This window comes from Streptomyces sp. NPDC111744, assembly GCF_055634995.1.
The window spans coordinates 1-17,298 of record NZ_JBVKCG010000002.1; the positions used below are offsets into that span (position 1 = coordinate 1).

General features: G+C 71.5%; 15 protein-coding genes and 1 pseudogene. 10 read left to right on the forward strand and 6 right to left on the reverse strand.

The genetic code is table 11. From position 1 onward, the window contains the following. The first annotated feature begins 104 nt into the window (after positions 1-104). The 3 genes and pseudogenes from ACZ7OO_RS04080 (at position 105) to ACZ7OO_RS04090 (ending at position 2,119) form a co-directional block, all read left to right on the forward strand. Complete coding sequence (locus tag ACZ7OO_RS04080; RefSeq protein WP_471501274.1) at positions 105-734, forward strand: TetR/AcrR family transcriptional regulator; 630 nt, start codon at positions 105-107, stop codon at positions 732-734. A gap of 560 nt (positions 735-1,294) precedes the next feature. Further along, positions 1,295-1,734, forward strand: a pseudogene (locus ACZ7OO_RS04085) (VOC family protein). A 109-nt stretch (positions 1,735-1,843) separates the two neighbouring features. Continuing rightward, a complete protein-coding gene (locus tag ACZ7OO_RS04090; protein WP_471502308.1) occupies positions 1,844-2,119 on the forward strand; it encodes a flavin reductase in 276 nt (91 codons plus the stop codon). Positions 2,120-2,282: 163 nt separating this feature from the next. Here ACZ7OO_RS04090 and ACZ7OO_RS04095 read toward each other — a convergent pair whose 3' ends face one another. After that, entirely contained in the window at positions 2,283-3,209 is a 927-nt protein-coding gene (locus tag ACZ7OO_RS04095) for an amidohydrolase family protein (protein WP_471501276.1), read from the reverse strand. A gap of 183 nt (positions 3,210-3,392) precedes the next feature. Then, on the reverse strand, positions 3,393-3,656 hold the full coding sequence (locus ACZ7OO_RS04100) for a DUF2630 family protein (protein ID WP_471501278.1): 264 nt from the start codon (positions 3,654-3,656) through the stop codon (positions 3,393-3,395). A 244-nt stretch (positions 3,657-3,900) separates the two neighbouring features. On the opposite strand from ACZ7OO_RS04100, the gene ACZ7OO_RS04105 reads away from it, so the two are divergent. Together ACZ7OO_RS04105 and ACZ7OO_RS04110 are read left to right on the forward strand one after the other, a co-directional pair. After that, positions 3,901-5,673 (forward strand): ABC transporter ATP-binding protein, encoded by a 1,773-nt coding sequence (locus ACZ7OO_RS04105; protein WP_471501280.1) that lies wholly within the window; start codon positions 3,901-3,903, stop codon positions 5,671-5,673. Positions 5,674-5,850: 177 nt separating this feature from the next. Next, a complete protein-coding gene (locus ACZ7OO_RS04110) occupies positions 5,851-6,708 on the forward strand; it encodes a DMT family transporter (protein ID WP_471501282.1) in 858 nt (285 codons plus the stop codon). Between the two features lie 10 nt (positions 6,709-6,718). On the opposite strand, the gene ACZ7OO_RS04115 is transcribed toward ACZ7OO_RS04110, so the two are convergent. After that, positions 6,719-7,300 (reverse strand): TetR/AcrR family transcriptional regulator, encoded by a 582-nt coding sequence (locus tag ACZ7OO_RS04115; RefSeq protein WP_471501284.1) that lies wholly within the window; start codon positions 7,298-7,300, stop codon positions 6,719-6,721. Between the two features lie 115 nt (positions 7,301-7,415). Between ACZ7OO_RS04115 and ACZ7OO_RS04120 the strand changes: the two genes are divergently transcribed. Next, entirely contained in the window at positions 7,416-8,615 is a 1,200-nt protein-coding gene (locus ACZ7OO_RS04120) for an MFS transporter (protein ID WP_471501286.1), read from the forward strand. Between the two features lie 405 nt (positions 8,616-9,020). Here ACZ7OO_RS04120 and ACZ7OO_RS04125 read toward each other — a convergent pair whose 3' ends face one another. Together ACZ7OO_RS04125 and ACZ7OO_RS04130 are read right to left on the reverse strand one after the other, a co-directional pair. Further along, positions 9,021-10,109 carry a dipeptidase gene (locus tag ACZ7OO_RS04125; protein ID WP_471501288.1) on the reverse strand — a complete coding sequence of 363 codons (1,089 nt, stop codon included), beginning with the start codon at positions 10,107-10,109 and terminating at the stop codon, positions 9,021-9,023. Beyond that, positions 10,106-11,419 (reverse strand): amidohydrolase family protein, encoded by a 1,314-nt coding sequence (locus ACZ7OO_RS04130; RefSeq protein ID WP_471501290.1) that lies wholly within the window; start codon positions 11,417-11,419, stop codon positions 10,106-10,108. The genes ACZ7OO_RS04125 and ACZ7OO_RS04130 overlap by 4 nt, the downstream gene beginning before the upstream one ends. Before the next feature lie 202 nt (positions 11,420-11,621). On the opposite strand from ACZ7OO_RS04130, the gene ACZ7OO_RS04135 reads away from it, so the two are divergent. The 4 genes from ACZ7OO_RS04135 (at position 11,622) to ACZ7OO_RS04150 (ending at position 15,691) form a co-directional block, all read left to right on the forward strand. Continuing rightward, entirely contained in the window at positions 11,622-12,383 is a 762-nt protein-coding gene (locus tag ACZ7OO_RS04135) for an IclR family transcriptional regulator (RefSeq protein ID WP_471501292.1), read from the forward strand. Continuing rightward, on the forward strand, positions 12,380-13,336 hold the full coding sequence (locus ACZ7OO_RS04140) for an ornithine cyclodeaminase family protein (RefSeq protein ID WP_471501294.1): 957 nt from the start codon (positions 12,380-12,382) through the stop codon (positions 13,334-13,336). The genes ACZ7OO_RS04135 and ACZ7OO_RS04140 overlap by 4 nt, the downstream gene beginning before the upstream one ends. Positions 13,337-13,507: 171 nt before the next feature. Next, a complete protein-coding gene (locus tag ACZ7OO_RS04145; protein ID WP_471502310.1) occupies positions 13,508-13,912 on the forward strand; it encodes a MarR family winged helix-turn-helix transcriptional regulator in 405 nt (134 codons plus the stop codon). Between the two features lie 57 nt (positions 13,913-13,969). Continuing rightward, positions 13,970-15,691: an MFS transporter gene (locus tag ACZ7OO_RS04150; protein WP_471501296.1), complete on the forward strand. Its 1,722-nt coding sequence runs from the start codon at positions 13,970-13,972 to the stop codon at positions 15,689-15,691. A gap of 282 nt (positions 15,692-15,973) precedes the next feature. Here the strand turns inward: ACZ7OO_RS04150 and ACZ7OO_RS04155 are convergent, their stop codons facing one another. Next, the gene (locus ACZ7OO_RS04155) at positions 15,974-17,248 is read right to left on the reverse strand and encodes an MFS transporter (RefSeq protein ID WP_471501298.1); all 1,275 of its coding nucleotides are present in this window, start codon (positions 17,246-17,248) and stop codon (positions 15,974-15,976) included. Between the last annotated feature and the right edge of the window lie 50 nt (positions 17,249-17,298).

Sequence of the window (17,298 nt, forward strand, 5' to 3'; positions counted from 1 at the left end):
ATCTCCCCGGCCCATTCCCCCTGCATGCTCACAAGACTGGCCCCGGACCAGCCGGTCCGGGGCCAGAACGCAAAAGATTTTCAGCAGTCTTCTAGCATCTCCGTATGGCAAAGGCGACGGCGCGTCAGGGGACGGCCCCACGGAACTACCCCAAGGGGGAGCGCCGGCGTGCCCAGATCATCGAGGCCGCGTTCACCGCGTTCGGGCAGGTCGGCTACCGCAACGCGAGCATGGTCCAGCTCGCCGCGGCCTGCGGTGTCTCGCGTGCGGGCCTGCTGCATCACTTCCCGACGAAGGAGTCGCTGCTCGAAGCGGTTCTGGAGGAACGGGAACGCCAGGACGACGCGCACTTCTTCGGGTCGGGTGCGGTCAACCACGACGGCCTGGAGTACTTCGCCAGCATGATCCGGCTCCTCGCGCACAACCAGGCCAACCCGCTGATCGTGAGCCTGTTCGCCGTGCTGTCGAGCGAGGCGACCGCGGCGGACCACCCGGCGCGCCCGTACTTCGTCGCACGCTACGAACGCACGCGCCAACAGATGCAGTTGGCCGTCGACGACCTGGTACGACGAGATCTGCTCCGCCCGCACGTGGACGCGTCGGGCCTGGCGGCCGACCTCATCGCGTTCATCGACGGCCTGCAGATCCAGTGGCTGCTCAGCCCCGACGACATCGACATGCCGGACCACCTGCGCAAGCTGCTGCGCGGCCTCATCAGCGTCGAACTGCCGTGAAGAGGGTTCTGTCCTGGTGAGGTTGTTCGGTCAGGGCGCCGTTTTCGAGGCGGGCGCCGTGGTCGATGGCCAGGGTGCGGTGGTCGGCGCCGGCCCACGCCCTGGCCGCCGCCCTCGCCCAAAGGCGTTCGGCACCGCCGGCACCATCGCCGAACAGCCGCTCCTTCGCCACCGTTCACCGCACGGCACAGGACTCCGCCCGGGCCCGTCTGAACGAAGGGGCCGCGAGCGGAGGCATCGACGCCTCCGCCCTGGCCCACCTCGGCAGTGAGCAGTCCCCTGGCCAGTCGATTCAGGACGAGAGACGGAGCATCGGGAGGACCCGACATCTGACAAGCCAGCCGGACCTCACCGACGTCGACCGAGCGCTGATCAACCATGTCCGGAGGATATGCGGACGATTCCTGCCGGAGATCGGCGTTCACCAGTAGCCGAACCGCTATCCCCAGTCAGCAGCTCGGGTTCTCAGCCACACGGTTCTGGCCGGATCCCAATAGCCGCCGTCGTCATGTCGCGGCCGACCCCGCGCTACCGGGTATCGAGTCGTTAGGCTCGCAGACATGACCATTCAGCGGATGGACAACGTCGCCATCGTCGTCGACGATCTGGACGCGGGTGTCGTCTTCTTCACCGAGCTGGCATGGAGTTGGAAGGAAAGGCGTAGATCGAAGGCCTTTTCGCGGACCGCACCGTCGGACTCGACGGCGTCCGGAGCGACATCGCGATGATGCGGACCCCGGACGGCCACAGCAAGCTGGAGCTGACCAAGTACCACGCCCCCGCGGCGTCCTACGCCGAGCCGCTGAACCCTCCGCCCAACACGCTGGGCCTGCATCGCGTCATGTTCGCCGTCGACGACATCGACGACACCATCGCCCGCCTGCGCGCCCACGGCGCCGAACTCCTCGGCGAGGTAGCGCAGTACGAGACCATCTTCCGGCTCTGCTATCTCCGCGGCCCCGCAGGCATCATCGTCGCCCTGGCCGAACAGATCGGCTGACGCGGGCCGCCGCGCGAAGCATGTCGACGGTCAGCACCGTAATGGCGCATCCGCCATATGGGCTGCGCAGGCTGCCGTACCCCGCCCAGCCGCCGGTGCACTGCGAAGCATCGAGCGCGAGGCCAGCAGATGTGTGCGTCCGCCCAGAGTGGCGGCCGCCCCTGTGGCTTTGGAGTGCCGTTCGCACACCACCCTGCGCATGGGCAACTGCACTCTGGTCTTCGGTCGGGTGCTCCATGCCGCCGTGGACGAGGGCTACCTCGCCAACGGCCGCCCCAGCAGCGAACTGCTGCGTCCGCTCACCAAACTCGGCGGCGACGAATGCGGCACTCTGGGCGAGGTCGTGCACTTGAACATCCCTTATGAGGAGCCGGGCGCCGACTGAGCGGGGGGAGGACGACCGTTCAGGCACGTGTTCCGGCGGAAGTTCAGCGGTGGCGAACGTCGGTCGGTTCGCGCACCCGCACAGGCTCGGGCACCACACCTCCAGCGGTCGCAACGAACGTCACCGCTCATCCAACCGCTCCAACCGTCAACCCGGCGAGCGGTCACAGCTGGAACAGCCGGGCCGCGTTGTCGTGGCACACCGCCCGCAGCCACTCCTGTCCGAGGTCCAGACGTTCCAGGGCGTGGAGCTGGTGCACGTAGGGGTAAGGGATGTTGGGGAAGTCGGTTCCGAGCAGGATGCGGTCGCCGAGGGCGGCGACCCGAGGCAGGGCGCTGCGGGGGAACGGCATGAACTGCTCGGTGAAGTCGGTGAACGCCATCGTCGTGTCCAGCCGCACCTCCTCGAACCGCTCGGCGAGGCCGAGGAAGTCCTCGTACTCGGGCATCCCCATGTGCGCGATGATCAGGCGCAGTCTCGGATGCCGTGCCAGCACCCGCGCGATCGGCTCGGGGCCGGTGTGCTTGCCGGGCGCGGGGCCGGAGCCGCAGTGGATCACCACGGGGATCCCGGCCTCGGCCAGCAGTCCCCACGTCCCCTGGAGGAGTTCGTCGGCCGGGTCGTACGCCCCCACCTGGACATGCGCCTTGAACACCCGGGCGCCTGCTTCGACGGCCTCGCGAACGTACGTCTCCACGCCCGGTTCGGGGTACAGGGTCGCGGTGTGCAGACAGTCCGGGGTACGGCGGGCGAAGTCGGCGGCCCAAGCGTTCAGCCATGCCGCCATGCCGGGCTTGTGCGGGTAGAGCATCGAGGTGAAGGCCCGAACGCCGAACTCCCGGAGCAGTACGGTGCGTTCCGCCTCCTCCTTCCGGTAGGTGATCGGCCATTCCAGCCCTCCGAGCAGCGGTCCGTTCGTGTCGAAGTAGTTCCAGACCTTGTGCAGGACACGTTCGGGCATGAAGTGCGTGTGCACGTCGACCAGTCCGGGCAGACCGAGCCGCTCCCGGAAACGGCGAACCTCGGCGGCCTCCGCGTGGACGGGGGCGGGTTCGACGGGGCCGGTGTGCGCGGTGCGATGATCGTTCATGCCGCCACGATCGGTGCTGGTGAACGGTGAGTCCAGTCCCTCTCCCACGACGATCGGTACTGGTGAACGATGAGTCCAGTCGCTCTCCGGCCACGGTCGGTCCTCGGCGCGGCCGGGAGGGCGACACCTCGCGGTGCGGGGCGGCCGCCCTCCGGGGTCATCGGGCCAAGGCGTGTGCCGCCCTCAGGACAGGTAGCCCTCCACCTCGGACGCCGGGCGGACGTTCGCCTCCGCGGGATCCTGCCCCGCCGCGATCCTGGCCCGGCGCTGCCGGAGCAGGTCCCAGCACTGGTCGAGCTCGGTCTCCAGGTGTGCCAGGAGGGCCTGCTCGGTCGTCCCGTCGGTCTCCTCCTGCGCCAGGCGCTCACGCAGGTCCTTCTCCTGGCTGATCATTTCCGTGATGCGGCCGAGTATCCGCTTCTCGGCCTCGGCCTCTGGTCGTGTCATGGCTGCCTCATTCCGGACGGCGGAGTGGATCACGACTACGACGGGGCGCTCCCCGTTTCGTCCGCCCCTCTCCCCCACCTTCTCCCACTCGGCCCCCAGCCGCATCGGTCAGTCGACCGCACCACTGTGGTCGTAGGGCGCCCGGTGTACGGTGACCGGCAGATGTGGTCGTAGGGCGGCCGGTGTACGGTGACCGGCAGAAAGCGGTTGCCGCAAGCCGGGCGCGCAGGGAGGATCACCGTCGATGACATCGACGTCGGAACGACCGCTCGACCACCGCTACCGGGGCGAACATCCCGTCCGCACCCTCCTCTACCTGTTGCGTGCCGACCGGCGCAGCCTGGCGGCGGCAGTCCTCGTCTTCACCGTCAAGCACAGTCCCGTCTGGCTCCTTCCCCTGATCACCGCCTCGGTCGTCGACACGGTGGTGCAGCACCGGGAGGTCTCCCGGCTGTGGACGGCCGTGGTGATCATCATGGTGATCCTGCTGGTCAACTACCCACTGCATGTGCTGTATGTACGACTCCTCTACGGCAGCGTCCGCCGTATGGGCACCACCCTGCGCTCCGCGCTGTGCACCCGCATGCAGCAACTGTCCATCGGCTACCACTCCCGGGTCAGCGCCGGCGTCCTCCAGGCCAAGGTCGTGCGGGACGTCGAGACCGTCGAGCAGATGGTCCAGCAGACCGCCGAGCAGGGTCTGGGTGCGCTGACCGTGCTGGCCGGCGGACTGGTGATCATCGCCGTCCGCACGCCGGAGTTCCTGCCCGTGTTCCTGGTCGTCGTGCCGGGCGCGACGGTACTCGTGGCCCGGCTGCGGTCGCGGCTGCGGACCCACAACGAGGACTTCCGGCACGAGGTGGAGACCCTGTCCTCCCGGGTGACCGAGATGACGCGGCTCATCCCGGTCACCCGCGCCCACGGTCTGGAGGGCAAGGCGCTGCACCGCATGGACGGCACCCTGCGCCGGCTGCTCACCTCCGGGATGCGCCTGGACCTGGTCAACGGCCGCTTCGGTTCGCTGGCCTGGGTGATCCTCAACGTGATCGGCGTGGCCGTTCTCGCCGCCGCCGCGCTGGTGTCGTACTACGGCGTGTGGGGCGTCTCCCCCGGTGACGTCGTCATGCTGAGCGCCTTCCTGACCACGCTCACCAACTCCACGACCACGCTGACGAGCCTGGCACCGGTCATCACCAAGGGGCTGGAGTCGGTGCGTTCGGTCGGGGAGGTGCTGCAGGCGCCCGAACTGGAGGACAACGAGGGCAGGACGGAGGTCACCGCCGTCCGCGGTGCCGTCGCGTTCGACCGGGTCGGCTTCGCCTACGAGGACACCGACCGCGCGGCCGTTGCGGACTTCACCCTCGACGTGGTGCCGGGCGAGACCGTCGCCCTGGTGGGCGCCTCGGGGGCCGGCAAGTCCACCGTGCTCAATCTCGTCATCGGGTTCATCCGGCCCACCGCCGGCCGGCTGCTCCTGGACGGCACCGACATGAGCGGCCTCGATCTGCGCACCTACCGGCGGTTCGTCTCGGTCGTCCCGCAGGAGTCGATCCTCTTCGACGGCACGATCCGGGAGAACGTCGCCTACGGCATGGAGGACGAGGCCGACGAGGGGGCGGTGCGCGCGGCGCTGCGTGACGCCAACGCCCTGGAGTTCGTCGACGCGCTGCCCCAGGGCCTGGACACCGTGGTCGGCGAGCGCGGCGCCCGGCTCTCCGGCGGTCAGCGTCAACGCCTCGCCATCGCACGGGCGTTGATCCGTGATCCGCGGGTCCTGGTGCTCGACGAGGCCACCTCGGCGCTGGACACCCGTTCCGAGGCGCTCGTACAGCAGGCCCTGGCCCGCCTGCTGCGCGGCCGTACCACCTTCGTGGTGGCCCACCGGCTGTCCACGGTGCGCGGCGCCGACCGCATCGTGGTGATGGACGACGGCCGCATCCGCGAGATCGGCACCCACGAGGAGCTGCTGCGCCGAGGCGGTGTCTACACCGCGCTGCACGGTGGACAGGTGGCCTGACCGCAGAGGCCAACGGGCCTTGGATGATCTCAGGCGTCCTGATCTCGGAATTGGCATACCGGTATGCGAGAGATGGAAGCGGCTGGGGGCGCACTCGTGGCACTGCCGGAGGCAGGGCGGGGCTCGGCCACGGCATGCTGGAAGCAGGGCGGGGCTCGGCCACGGCATGCTGGAAGCATGATGGTGCTCGCCGTGCTCTTCGCCGTCCTGGGTGCCGTCAGCAATGCGACGGGCACGGCCTTCCAGCGGAAGGCCGCGTCCACCCTGCCCGGCAGAGGCGGGGTGCGCCTGCTGCTCACCCTGGCACGGCGGCCCCCCTGGGCCATCGGGATCGCCGGTGTCGCGGGGGCCGCGGTGTTCCAGGCGCTGGCCCTGGTGAACGGCCCCATGGCCTTGGTCCAGCCCCTGTTCATGCTGGAGCTGCCGTTCGCCCTGCTGATCGCCATACCGCTGCTGCACCGGCGGCCGAACCCGCAGGGATGGCGGGCGATCGGGGTGGTCGTGGCCGGCCTGGCCCTCCTGCTGGCCTCGGCGGCCCCGTCCGGCGGACGGGAGCAGGCGTCCATGCAGCGCTGGATCCCGACCCTGGCCCTCACCGTGGGGGCCATGGCCGGCACCGTGCTGCTCGAACGGTCCTCCTCGTCACCGCTGTTCCGCGCGGCGACCCTGGCATCGGGTGCCGCGATCGGCAACGCGCTGACCGCCGCGCTGATGAAGTCGGCCACCGGCAGGCTCGCCGACGCGGGCCTGCCCGCCTTCCTCACCACCTGGCAGACCTACGGCTTCGCGCTCGCCGGGATCTCGGCGCTGATGCTCCTGGAGAACGCGCTGCAGGCCGGTCCGCTCGTCGCCTCCCAGCCCGCGCTGACGATCGGGGACGCGGCGGTGAGCCTGCTGCTGGGCGTCGCCCTGTTCGACGAGTCGGTGCGCACCGGCTGGTGGCTGCTGCCCGAGGCGCTCGGCGCCGGACTGATCCTGTGGGGCGTGGTCCGGCTGACCCGCGTCGTACCGAACCTCGTGGACGTCGTGCACTGAGGGGGCCGGTTCAGGGACCGTCGGTGGTGAGTTTCGGGTCGGCGGTGACGATCGCGTGCACGGTCTCCGCGACGAGGCGCCGGTCGAGGGGGGCGTCGTCGAAGGCGCGGTGCATCGGCCACCCCTCGATGAGCGCGTCGAGCGCACGGGAGACCCCGGGGGTGAAGTGCAGGGCGAGGCTGTCCCTGCTGCGTTCGAGCCAGGTGCGGGTGGTCGAGGACACCGCCTCGTTGTGGTTGGCGTAGGCGTACATCTCGAAGATGAGGGTCATGTCGCGTTCCGTGGCGTAGGCCGGTCCGCAGATCAGCTCGACGACGGCCGCCTCGGCCTCGGCCGTGGAGGCGGCGGACTGCAGAGTCCGCCGGTAGAGCTGGGACATGGTGTCCGACAGGCGGGCGAAAGCCTGGGCGAGCAGATCCGCCATGCCGTCGAAGTAGTACGTCAGTGAGCCTAGCGGGACCTGTGCGCGCGCCGCGATCCTCCGATGGGTGGTCGTGTGTACACCGCCCTCGGCGATCACGTCGAGGGCGGCCTCCAGAATGCGCTCCTTGCGTCCGGGGTCGTTCGGAATCTCGCGTCGTGTGCCGGTCACGCGCTCAATCTGCCATGGGTCGACCGGCGAAGAGTGTGTACAGGCGTACAGCAGAGTGTGTACATTCGTACAGACTCATGCAGGGACACCTCTGGCACATCTGGAGCCACCAGCCATGACCGCCGTCCTCGCCCGGCGCCGTACCGCCGTCTTCGTCCTGTTCTTCGTCCCCGGCCTGACCATCTCCTCCTGGGTCACCCGCACGCCGGACGTGCGGGACATGCTCGGCGCCTCCACCGCGCAGATGGGTCTGGTCCTGTTCGGGCTCTCGGTCGGCTCGATGGCGGGCATCGTGTGCTCGGGCGCGCTGGTGGCTCGCTGGGGTGCCCGGCTCGTCATCCTGGCCGGAACGTCGGCGATCGCCGCCGGTGCCGCGCTGATCGGCATCGGGACCGCCGCCGGCGCGGCCCTCGGCGTCGCCCTGGGCCTCGGTCTGTTCGGTCTCGGCATGGGCGGCGGCGAGGTGGCCCTCAACGTCGAGGGCGCGGAGGTGGAGCGGCTGCTGGGCCGCTCCACCATGCCCGCCATGCACGGCTTCTTCAGTCTCGGCACCGTCGTCGGCGCGGTCGCCGGCATGTGCCTGACGGCGGTCGGCTTCCCTGTCGTCGTCCATCTCGCCGCGGTCGCCGCGGTGGTCCTGGCCGCACTCGCCCTGGTGATCCGGCGTGTCCCCACGGAGGTGGGCCGACGGACCGCCGCCGTCGAGCGCCGCGAGCCGGGCACGGAGCGGGCCGCGGTGTGGAAGGACCCCACGCTGCTGCTCATCGGCTGCGTCATCCTCGCCCTCGCCATGGCCGAGGGCACAGCGAACGACTGGCTGCCGCTGGTCATGGTGGACGGTCACGGTTTCGACGCCGCGCTGGGCTCGGCCGTGTACGCGGTGTTCGCCGCGGCGATGACCGTCGGGCGCTTCGTCGGCGGGCGCTTCGTCGACCGGTTCGGGCGGGCGGCGGCGCTGTGCGGGAGCGCGCTCGTCGGGGCCGTGGGACTGGCCCTGGTGATCTTCGTCGACAACCAGGCCGTAGCGGCTGCCGCCGCCGTCCTGTGGGGTCTCGGGGCGTCGCTCGGGTTCCCCGTCGCGCTCTCCGCGGCGGGCGATTCCGGCGCCGATTCCGCCGCCCGGGTCTCGCTGGCCGCGACGGTCGGCTATGTCGCCTTCCTGGTGGGCCCGCCCTCCCTCGGTTACCTCGGTGAGCACTTCGGGCTCCGGAAGGCCCTGATCCTGGTGCTCGCCCTGGTGGTGGCCGCAGTGTTCGCCACTCCTGCCGCCCGTTCGCCGCAGGCGATGAGGGACACCGAACCGGCCCGCGGATGACCTCTGCCGCCGGCGCGGAACCAGCACCGCGGTCCAGGCCGCAGCCTGCCCTGCGACGGCGTACGGCAGGCTACGCGGGCCGATGACCGGTGCGGGACGCCGAAACCAACCGGTAGCGCCGCCCCGCACTTGACGTCCACCTCGTAGGCGGTCTGCGTCGTCCCCGCCTCCGCGGCGTCGTCCTCGCCTCCGGTGTCGTCACAGGGCGGTTCGGTTGTCTCGCGCGGCGGCTGACGCGACGCCACCATGGCCGCTGCCCGCAACAGGCCCTGGGATCGCCCGCCCCGAGTCATCGACTCCCTCCTCAGCAGATGGTGCGAAGGCCATGACGCGCCCTGGCCTTCGTGCTGGAGGTGAACGAGTCCGTGCACGGTGAGGTTTTCGGGTCCCCTCACGCACTGGCGCTCAGGCCGTCCAGACGCGGTCCGCGTAGTCGAGGAAGTTGCGGCCGAGGATCTTTTCGATGCGTTCGGAGCGGTAGCCGCGTTTCTCCAGGAGGCGGATCAGGTCGCGGAACTGGTCCACGCCGCGCAGGTCCACGACGAAGGGGTAGGTGTCGGCGCGTTCGCCGGCCGCGCCGACGCCGGCCGCCCGGCGGGCGGCGACGTGTTCGGCGAGGGCCGCACGGTAGGTGTCGAGGTCGTCCACGGCGGTGACGGTGCCGTCGGTGCCGATGCCGACGTGGTCCTCGCCGCAGACGTCGACCGCGTGCACGATGTGGTCGACGACGTCGGCGGCGGTGGCGTGCCCGGTCGGGTTGAGGAAGGGCATGAAGTAGATGCCGACGAAGCCGTCCCGGTCCGCGACCAGGCGGAGCTCCTCGTCCGTCTTGTTGCGCGGCAGGTCGGCCAGGGCGCGGCAGCCGGTGTGGTTGATGGAGACGGGCAGCCGGGAGTACCGGGCCGCGTCCAGGCAGGTTTTCTCCCCGCTGTGCGAGAGGTCGACCATCAGGTGGTGGTCGCCGAGCGCCTCGACGACCCTGTGACCGAAGGGTGTCAGTCCCCGGTTGTCGGTGGCCATGGAGCCGTCGCCGAGGTGGTTGGCCTGGTTGTAGGTGAGCTGGACGACCCGTACGCCGGCCTCCGCGAAGCCGGCCACGCGGGTGTCGACGAGGGCGGGGTCCTCGCCGACGGCGACGGCGTTCTGGAAACCGTAGACGACGCCGATCCGCCGCTCCCGGTGGGCGCGCTCGATGTCGGCGGCCGTGCGGACCTTGAGCAGGTCGGCCGGGTGGGCGTCGATGATCCCGTCCCAGACCGCTATCTCGTCGAGTGTGTGCTCGTACGGCGGGAGGTCGCCCATGGTGTAGCCGAGGGTGATGTTGACGGCGGTCAGCCCGGAGGCGTGGGCGTCGGCGATCGCCCGGGCGTCAATGGCAAGTTGACCGCTGGAGGGGTTGAGCCAGGTGGCGGCGGCCCGGGCGGCGGGGGTGTTGGGGTTGTCGAGCTGCCCCAGCGCGTTGACGATCAGCGGGTGGGCGGCGGTGGCGGTCACTGGGCGTCCTTCTCGAAATCGGCACGGTCGAAGCGGCAGCCGCGTTTCACGGTGAGGGTGAGGGTGCGCAGGTTGGCGATGTCCTCAAGGGGGTCCTCGTCCAGGACGGCGAAGTTCGCGAGCTTCCCGGTTTCGACGCTGCCCGTGTCCGCCTCGGTGCCGGCGGCCCTGGCGCCGACGAGGGTCGCCGAGCGCAGGACGGCGGCGGCGGGGATGCCGCAGCGGTCGACGAGGAAGGCGAGTTCACCGTAGAGGGCGGGGAACGGGTCCTCGGGGCCGGTCTCGTAATCCGTGCCGGTGCAGACGTCGACTCCGGCACGGTGTGCCTGGGCGGTGACGGCGGCGGCCAACTCGGCGTTGCGGCGGGCCCGTTCGGCGGACGCGGCGGTGTCTCCCTTGAGTTCGTCGCTGGTCCACATGGACGCGGTTGCGTCGAGGACGGTGCCGCGACGGCGCATCTCGGCGAAGAGAGCGGCCAGCCCCGGGTCGTCACCCGTGGCGAAACGGTCGTGGTCCACGCGGGGTTTGGTCTTGTAGCTGCTCAGCGGCTCGGTGGGGTTCTCGAAGGCGAGCAGGGTGACATGGGAGACGCTGTCCACGCCCGCGGCGACGACCTCGCCGGGCGCGGCCGGGAAGACGGTGGCGTGCGCCCAGACGGCTATGCCCTGGCGGTGCGCCTCCGCGGTGACGGCGGCGACGGTCGCGGCGTCCAGGTCGGCGTAGACCTTGATCGCGGCGGCGTGGGTGCCACGGGCCAGGGCGACGGCGATCGGCAGGTCGGTGTCCGGGGTGACGGCCTGCATCCAGGGGACGGCGCCGGGTACGGCGCCCCGCGAGACCTCGTGGGTGCGCGGGTCGTCGAAGAAGGAGGGCCCGGCCATGAGCGCCGCGTAGCGGATGTCGGGGCCGGGGATCTCGCCGACCAGGGTGGCCCGGGCGAGGTCGCCAATCTGCCTGAGGTCGTCGGCCATGTCACGGATGGTGGTGACACCGCTGTACACCAGGCGCCGGAGCACCGCCTCGGCGACGGGCCGGTCGGGCGGGGTGGCCAGGTGCTGGTGGGTGTCGATCAGGCCGGGGACGATGAACCGCCCGTCGAGGTCGACGCGGGGTGCGTCGGCCGCGAGCGGGGGCAGCGGGTCGCCGTCGCCGGTGACGCTGTGGATCCGGGCGCCGTCCGTGACGATCGTGGTGTTCGGGCGTGACCGGTCGCCGGTGCCGTCGAAGAGGGTGGCGCCGCGGTAGACCGTGACGGTTCCGGCGGGCGGTGCGGCCCAGGGGGTCGGGGCACCCGGGGGCAGGTCGGTCATGGTCACCTTCGGTCCGGAAGACGCTGCGTTGTTACGCTGTACGTAACAACTGTATCGTGTGATGAAAACGCAGGCACTGTACTCCGCGGTCGGCGGATCAACGCAAGGGCGCGAACCGGACCGGACCCAACACCGACCAGGCACCGGACCGGACACCTCGGTCCGTGGCCACCCCCGTGGACGAGAGGGAAGAGCCGCTGTCATGCCCGTCGCACCCCGTACCGCGGCACCGCCCCGGTCTGCCGTGGACAAGGCGCTCGACCTGGTCGAGGCCGTCTCGCGCGCGCCGCATCCGGTACGGCTGAGCGATCTGGCCGCCGAGGTGGGCCTGCACCGTGCCACCGCCTACCGGATCCTGCTGGACCTGGTCCGGCGGGGCTGGGTACTGCGGGCCGGTGACCGCTATCTGCCCGGCGCCGCGGTGCTGCGGATGTCCGCCTCGGCCGCGGGCAACTCGCTGACCGCGCTGGCCCGCCCGGTGCTGGAACGGCTGTCCGCCGCGACCTCGATGATGGTCAACCTCCAGGTACTGGAGGAGGGTGGCGCCCGGGTGATCGACGTGGTCAGGCCCGAACGGCTCGCCATGATCAGCCACTTGCGGGGCGAGCTGCTGCCGGTATGGCGGTTCGCCGGGCCGCTGGCCCTGGTCGCCGCGCTCGAACCGGAGGCGAGGAAGCGGTGGTTGGACGGACTACCCAAGGACGCCGGGCACGTGGCGCGGGAGTTGGCCGAGGTGGAGCGGAGCGGAGTGGCCGTGGAGCGTGGCCGTAACGACAAGCTGGTCGCCTCCGTCAGCCGGGCGGTGATGCCCGGTCCGGGTGCGGCGGTGTGCGCACTGACGGTCGTGGGTCCGGAGGCCGAGTTCGACGAGCCGAAACTGGCGGCCGTGGAGCGGGAGTTGCACGCGGCCGCGGACGAGCTGGTGACGGCCCTCACGGCCGACCCTGCCGAGGCCGGCCGGTGAGTGGCGTGCTGGTGCTGGACCGTCGGCAGACGGCCGCCGCACTGCGACCGGACGCCCTGCTCGACGCGGTGGCCCGGGCGCTCGTCGCCGTCGCCCGCGGCGAGGTCTCCGCCCCGCCCCGGATCGCCGCCCTGACACCGACCGGTCTGCTCGGCGCGATGCCCGGTTACGTGCCGGGGCTCGGGCTGGCCGCGAAGCTGGTGACCGTGACCGCCGATGCCCGGCACCCCGGTCGCGGTTTCCACCGTGGGCTGGTGGCCCTGTTCGACGAGCACGACGGGCGGGCGCTGGCGCTCGTGGACGGCGAGTCGCTGACCGAGGTGCGTACGGCGGCGTCCGCCACCCACAGCGCGCTGGCCCTGGCCGCCCGCCCCGGTCTCGGACGGGTGACGGTGGTGGGGACGGGCGCCCAGGCCCGCGCCCAGCTGGCGCTGCTCGCGGCGGTACGGCCACAGGTGGAGGTGACCGTGGCCGGCCGTGATCCGCAGCGGGCCGGTGCGGCGGCCGCGCTGTATCCCGGCGCGCGGGTCGCCGCCCGGATCGAGGACGCCGTACGCGAAGCCGATGTGGTGTTCTGCTGCACCGGCGCCACCGCTCCCGTCATCCGCCGCGCATGGCTTTCTCCCGGCGTCCATGTCTCCTCGGTCGGCGGCTCCCAGGGGCCCGAACTGGATCCCGGTACCGTCCGGGACGCGATCCTGTTCGCCGAGTGGACCGGCGCGGCCGGCGCACCGCCACCGGCGGGCGCCCATGAACTCCAGAACCTCTCCCCCGGCCGGCCGGTGACCCTCCTCGGCTCCGTCCTGGCCGGCGACCATCCGGGCCGGGGCGGTGACACCAAAACCCTCACCCTCTTCAAGTCCACCGGTCACGCGGCTCTCGACGTGGCGGCGGTCCGGGTGGCCTATGACGTGGCGCTCGACCAGGGGTTGGGAGTACGCGTGGACCTGTGACGGGCGGGGCCGCTCGAACGGGCTGCCTCGACCCGGAGATCGGAGGCGCGCCCCTTTGTTTCACAGTACAGCTAGATGCATAATCCCGTTATGGACAACCGGGTCGAAGATCGGGAGGTCCCCGCCGGGACGGCGGGCGCCGAGCGCCCCGCGGGGTCGGCTGAGCAGTTGATGATCGCCGTGGAGCAGCTGGTGCGCCATGTGCGGCACAGCGCCACCGCCGGCGGTCTGAGCACCGCCGCCTCCTCCGCGCTCGCCCGGCTGGGCCGGGAGGGTCCGCTGCGGCTGACCGAACTGGCCCGTGCCGAGGGCGTCTCGCAGCCGGGGATGACCCAGCTCGTCGGCCGGCTGGAGCGCGCGGGTCTGGTGGCGCGCAACGCCGACAGCACCGACGGCCGGGGCGTCCTCGTGGAGATCACCGGGACCGGCCTCGAGGTCTTCCGGCAGCGGCGCGCCGAACGCGCCCACGCCCTCCAGGAACTGATCCAGGAGCTGACAGAGCCCGAACAGCGGGCCGTCCGGCTCGCCCTGCCCGCCCTGGCCCGTGCGATAGAGGGACGCCGGGCCCGCGACTGACCACTCAGGCCCTTCCCGCAGGGGCCGTTCCGTCCGCATCCGGAGAGAGGACCGTTGATGAGTGCTCCGCACCCGAGGACCGCGAGCCCGTTCAGGCAGCCGAAGGCCGTGTGGGCCGTGGCGTTCGCCTGTGTGATCTCGTTCATGGGCATCGGCCTCGTGGACCCGATCCTGCCCGCCCTGGCCACGAGCCTGCACGCCTCCCCCAGTCAGGTCTCGCTGCTGTTCAGCAGCTATCTCATCGTGACCGCGGTCGCGATGCTGATCGTCGGCTGGGTGTCCAGCAGGATCGGCGCCAAGCGCACCCTCGTCACCGGGCTCGCGATCATCGTGGTGTTCGCCGCACTCGCCGGCACCTCCGGCTCGATCAACGGAATCGTCGGCTTCCGTGCCGGGTGGGGACTGGGCAACGCCCTGTTCATCGCCACCTCGCTGGCCGTCATCGTCGCCTCGGCGAGCGGCGGTTTCGGCGGCGCGATCATCCTCTACGAGACCGCCCTGGGGCTCGGCATAGCCGTCGGCCCCCTGTTGGGCGGCGAGTTGGGCGCCATCAGCTGGCGGGGCCCCTTCTTCGGCGTCGCCGTCCTGATGGCGATCGCGCTCGTCGCGACACTGGCCTTCGTGCCGTCGCTGCCCAAGCCGGAACGCCGTACCTCACCGCTGGCGCCGATCACGGCGCTGCGCCACCGCGGTCTGCTGACCATGGGCATCATGGCCCTCCTGTACAACTGGGGCTTCTTCACAATGCTCGGCTACGCGCCCTATCCGATGGAGCTGGACGCCCATCAGCTGGGGCTCGTCTTCACCGGCTGGGGTCTGCTGGTGGCCGCGTTCAGTGTCTTCTTCGCGCCGCGTCTGCAGGCCCGGTTCGGCACCGCTCCCGTGCTGTACGCCAACCTCGTCGGCCTCGGCGCGGTGATGGCCGTCATCGCCGCCGGGGTCGACACGCCGACGGTCGTGGTCGTCGCCGTCATCGTGAGCGGCATCTTCATCGGCATCAACAACACGTTGACCACGCAGGCGGTGATGGTGGTCTCGCCGGTGGAACGTCCCGTGGCTTCCTCCGCGTACGGCTTCCTGCGGTTCATCGGCGGCGGCCTGGCCCCGTACGTCGCCGGGAAGCTCGCCGACGCCACCGATCTGAGCGTGCCGTTCTACCTGGGCGCCGGCACCTTCCTGCTCGCGATTCCGGTCCTGGCCAGTGGGCACCGGCTGCTGCGCGAGGCGGAGGCCCGTCTCGGCGGCGGGGAGCCGGTCGTTCCGGCCCTCACTCCCGTCGGGCGGCGGGTGGCGGCCGGCACGGGCCCGGTCGTCGTGGCCGTCGGGAACCACGAGCGGGCCGCCGCCATCGTCGACGCGGCCGCCCGGCTCGCCCGGGACACCGGCAGCCCGCTGGAGGTGGTGCACGTCCAGCGGACCGCCGTCGTCGAGGAGCAGGCGGCGGACACCGAGACCGCCGAGCAGGCCCGCGCCGCCGTGACCGCCCATCTGGACCGGCTCGCCGCCCAGGGGTTCGCCGCCACCGGCCAGATCCTGGACAGCGTCGGTGATCACGCGGCCGCGGGGCGGGTGCTGGCCCGGCACGCCGCCGAGGTCCACGCCCGTGCCGTCGCCGTCGGACGCTCGCCACGCGGACCACTCGCCCAGTTCGCCGACGGCAGTCTCACCACCGCGCTCGCCCACGCCGCGACCTGTACGGTCGTCCTCGTCGACCCGACCGACGCGCCCCTGCGGCTGACGGCGTCCACGCTCGTGGAACTACGGGACACCCCGGCCTGATCCGGCCGTTCGGCCAGGCCACCGTGGCCGGCCCGCAGGCCAGGCACTGCTCGCCGCCGGCCCCACCACGCGAAGGCCCGGCGCCACACGGCCGACCCGGGTCGGGTCGCTTTCGCCCGGCCAGCCCACGGCCTGTGCCTGACCGCCCGGGCCGGCAACGACCTGCGCGCCTGACCGTCCGGGCCCGGCTACGGGCTCCGTCCGCCGGTCCGGCAGCACCGCGCTCGGCGCGCACCGGCCAACAGCACGGTCCGGCCGGTGCGCGCCGGGCGCGCGGCTACCTCAGGTCGCGGGGCGCCGGTCCTCGACCGCGGGGTCACGAACGCCCTCGCCCGCGGCTGCGGAGGCGTCTGCGGCCACGGAGGCGTGGCCCTTCTCGCCGTTGCCCTGCGAGGTGACCACCTTCGAGGGACGGTTGCCGCGGTCCAGGATGCCGCCGGTGACGGCCAGACCCAGGCCGGCCATCGCGAGGGCCGCGCCGACCAGGTTGGGGGCGGCCCAGCCCCAGCCCGCCGAGATGACCAGCCCGCCGAGCCAAGCGCCGGACGCGTTGGCCAGGTTGAAGGCGGAGTGGTTGGAGGCCGCCGCCATCGTCGGGGCGTCCTTGGCGTTGGTCATCAGCAGCATTTGGACGGGCGTGGTGATGAGCGCGCCCATCGCGCCGATGAAGGTGACCGTCACCAAAGCCGGCACCGTGCTGTGGACGGTGAAGTAGAACGTCACCAGCGCGGCCGCCAGCAGGGTGATCCCGGCGTACAGCGTCGGGCGCAGGGCCCGGTCGGTGAGGGGACCCGCGGCCAGGGTGCCGAGGGTCATGCCGACGCCGTACAGGGCGAGGACCCAGGTGGTCGAGGAGTCGGAGATGCCGGTCAGGTGCGTCAGCATGGGGACGAGGTAGCTGTAGACGGCGAAGAAGCCGCCGAACCCGACGACGGCGGTGCCGAGGCCGATGAAGACCTGCCGGTTGCCCATCGCCCGTAGTTCCCGCCGGATACCCGCCTGCGGGCCGCGCGGCTGGTGGGGCACGAGGAGGGCGAGCGCGGCGAGCGCCACCAGTCCGATGACGGCGACCGCGCAGTAGGCGTACCGCCAGCCCAGATGCTGGCCGAGAGCGGTACCGGCGGGGACGCCGACGATGTTCGCGACCGTGAGCCCCAGGAACACGCTGGAGACAGCGCGTGCCGCGCGGTCCGGAGCCACCAGCCGGGAGGCGACGACGGCACCCACGCCGAACAGCGCGCCGTGCGGCAGTCCGGCCAGGAAGCGGGCGGCGAAGAGCAGGCCGAAGCTTGGGGCGAGCGCGGATGCCGTGTTGCCCACCACGAACAGCCCGGTCAGCAGGAGCAGCAGCCGCTTGTGGGACACTCGCGCGCCGATGCCCGTCAGCACGGGGGCGCCGACGACGACGCCGAGGGCGTAGGCCGATACGAGGTTGCCGGCGTGCGGCACCGACACACCCACCCCGTCCGCGATCTGGGGCAGCAGGCCCATGGTGGCGAACTCGGTGGTGCCGATTCCGAACGTGACGACGGCAAGGGCCAGCAGAGCCAAAGGCATGGTGGGTGAGCGAACCTTTCGGGACGGCGGTCCGGGGACGGGGAGCGGGA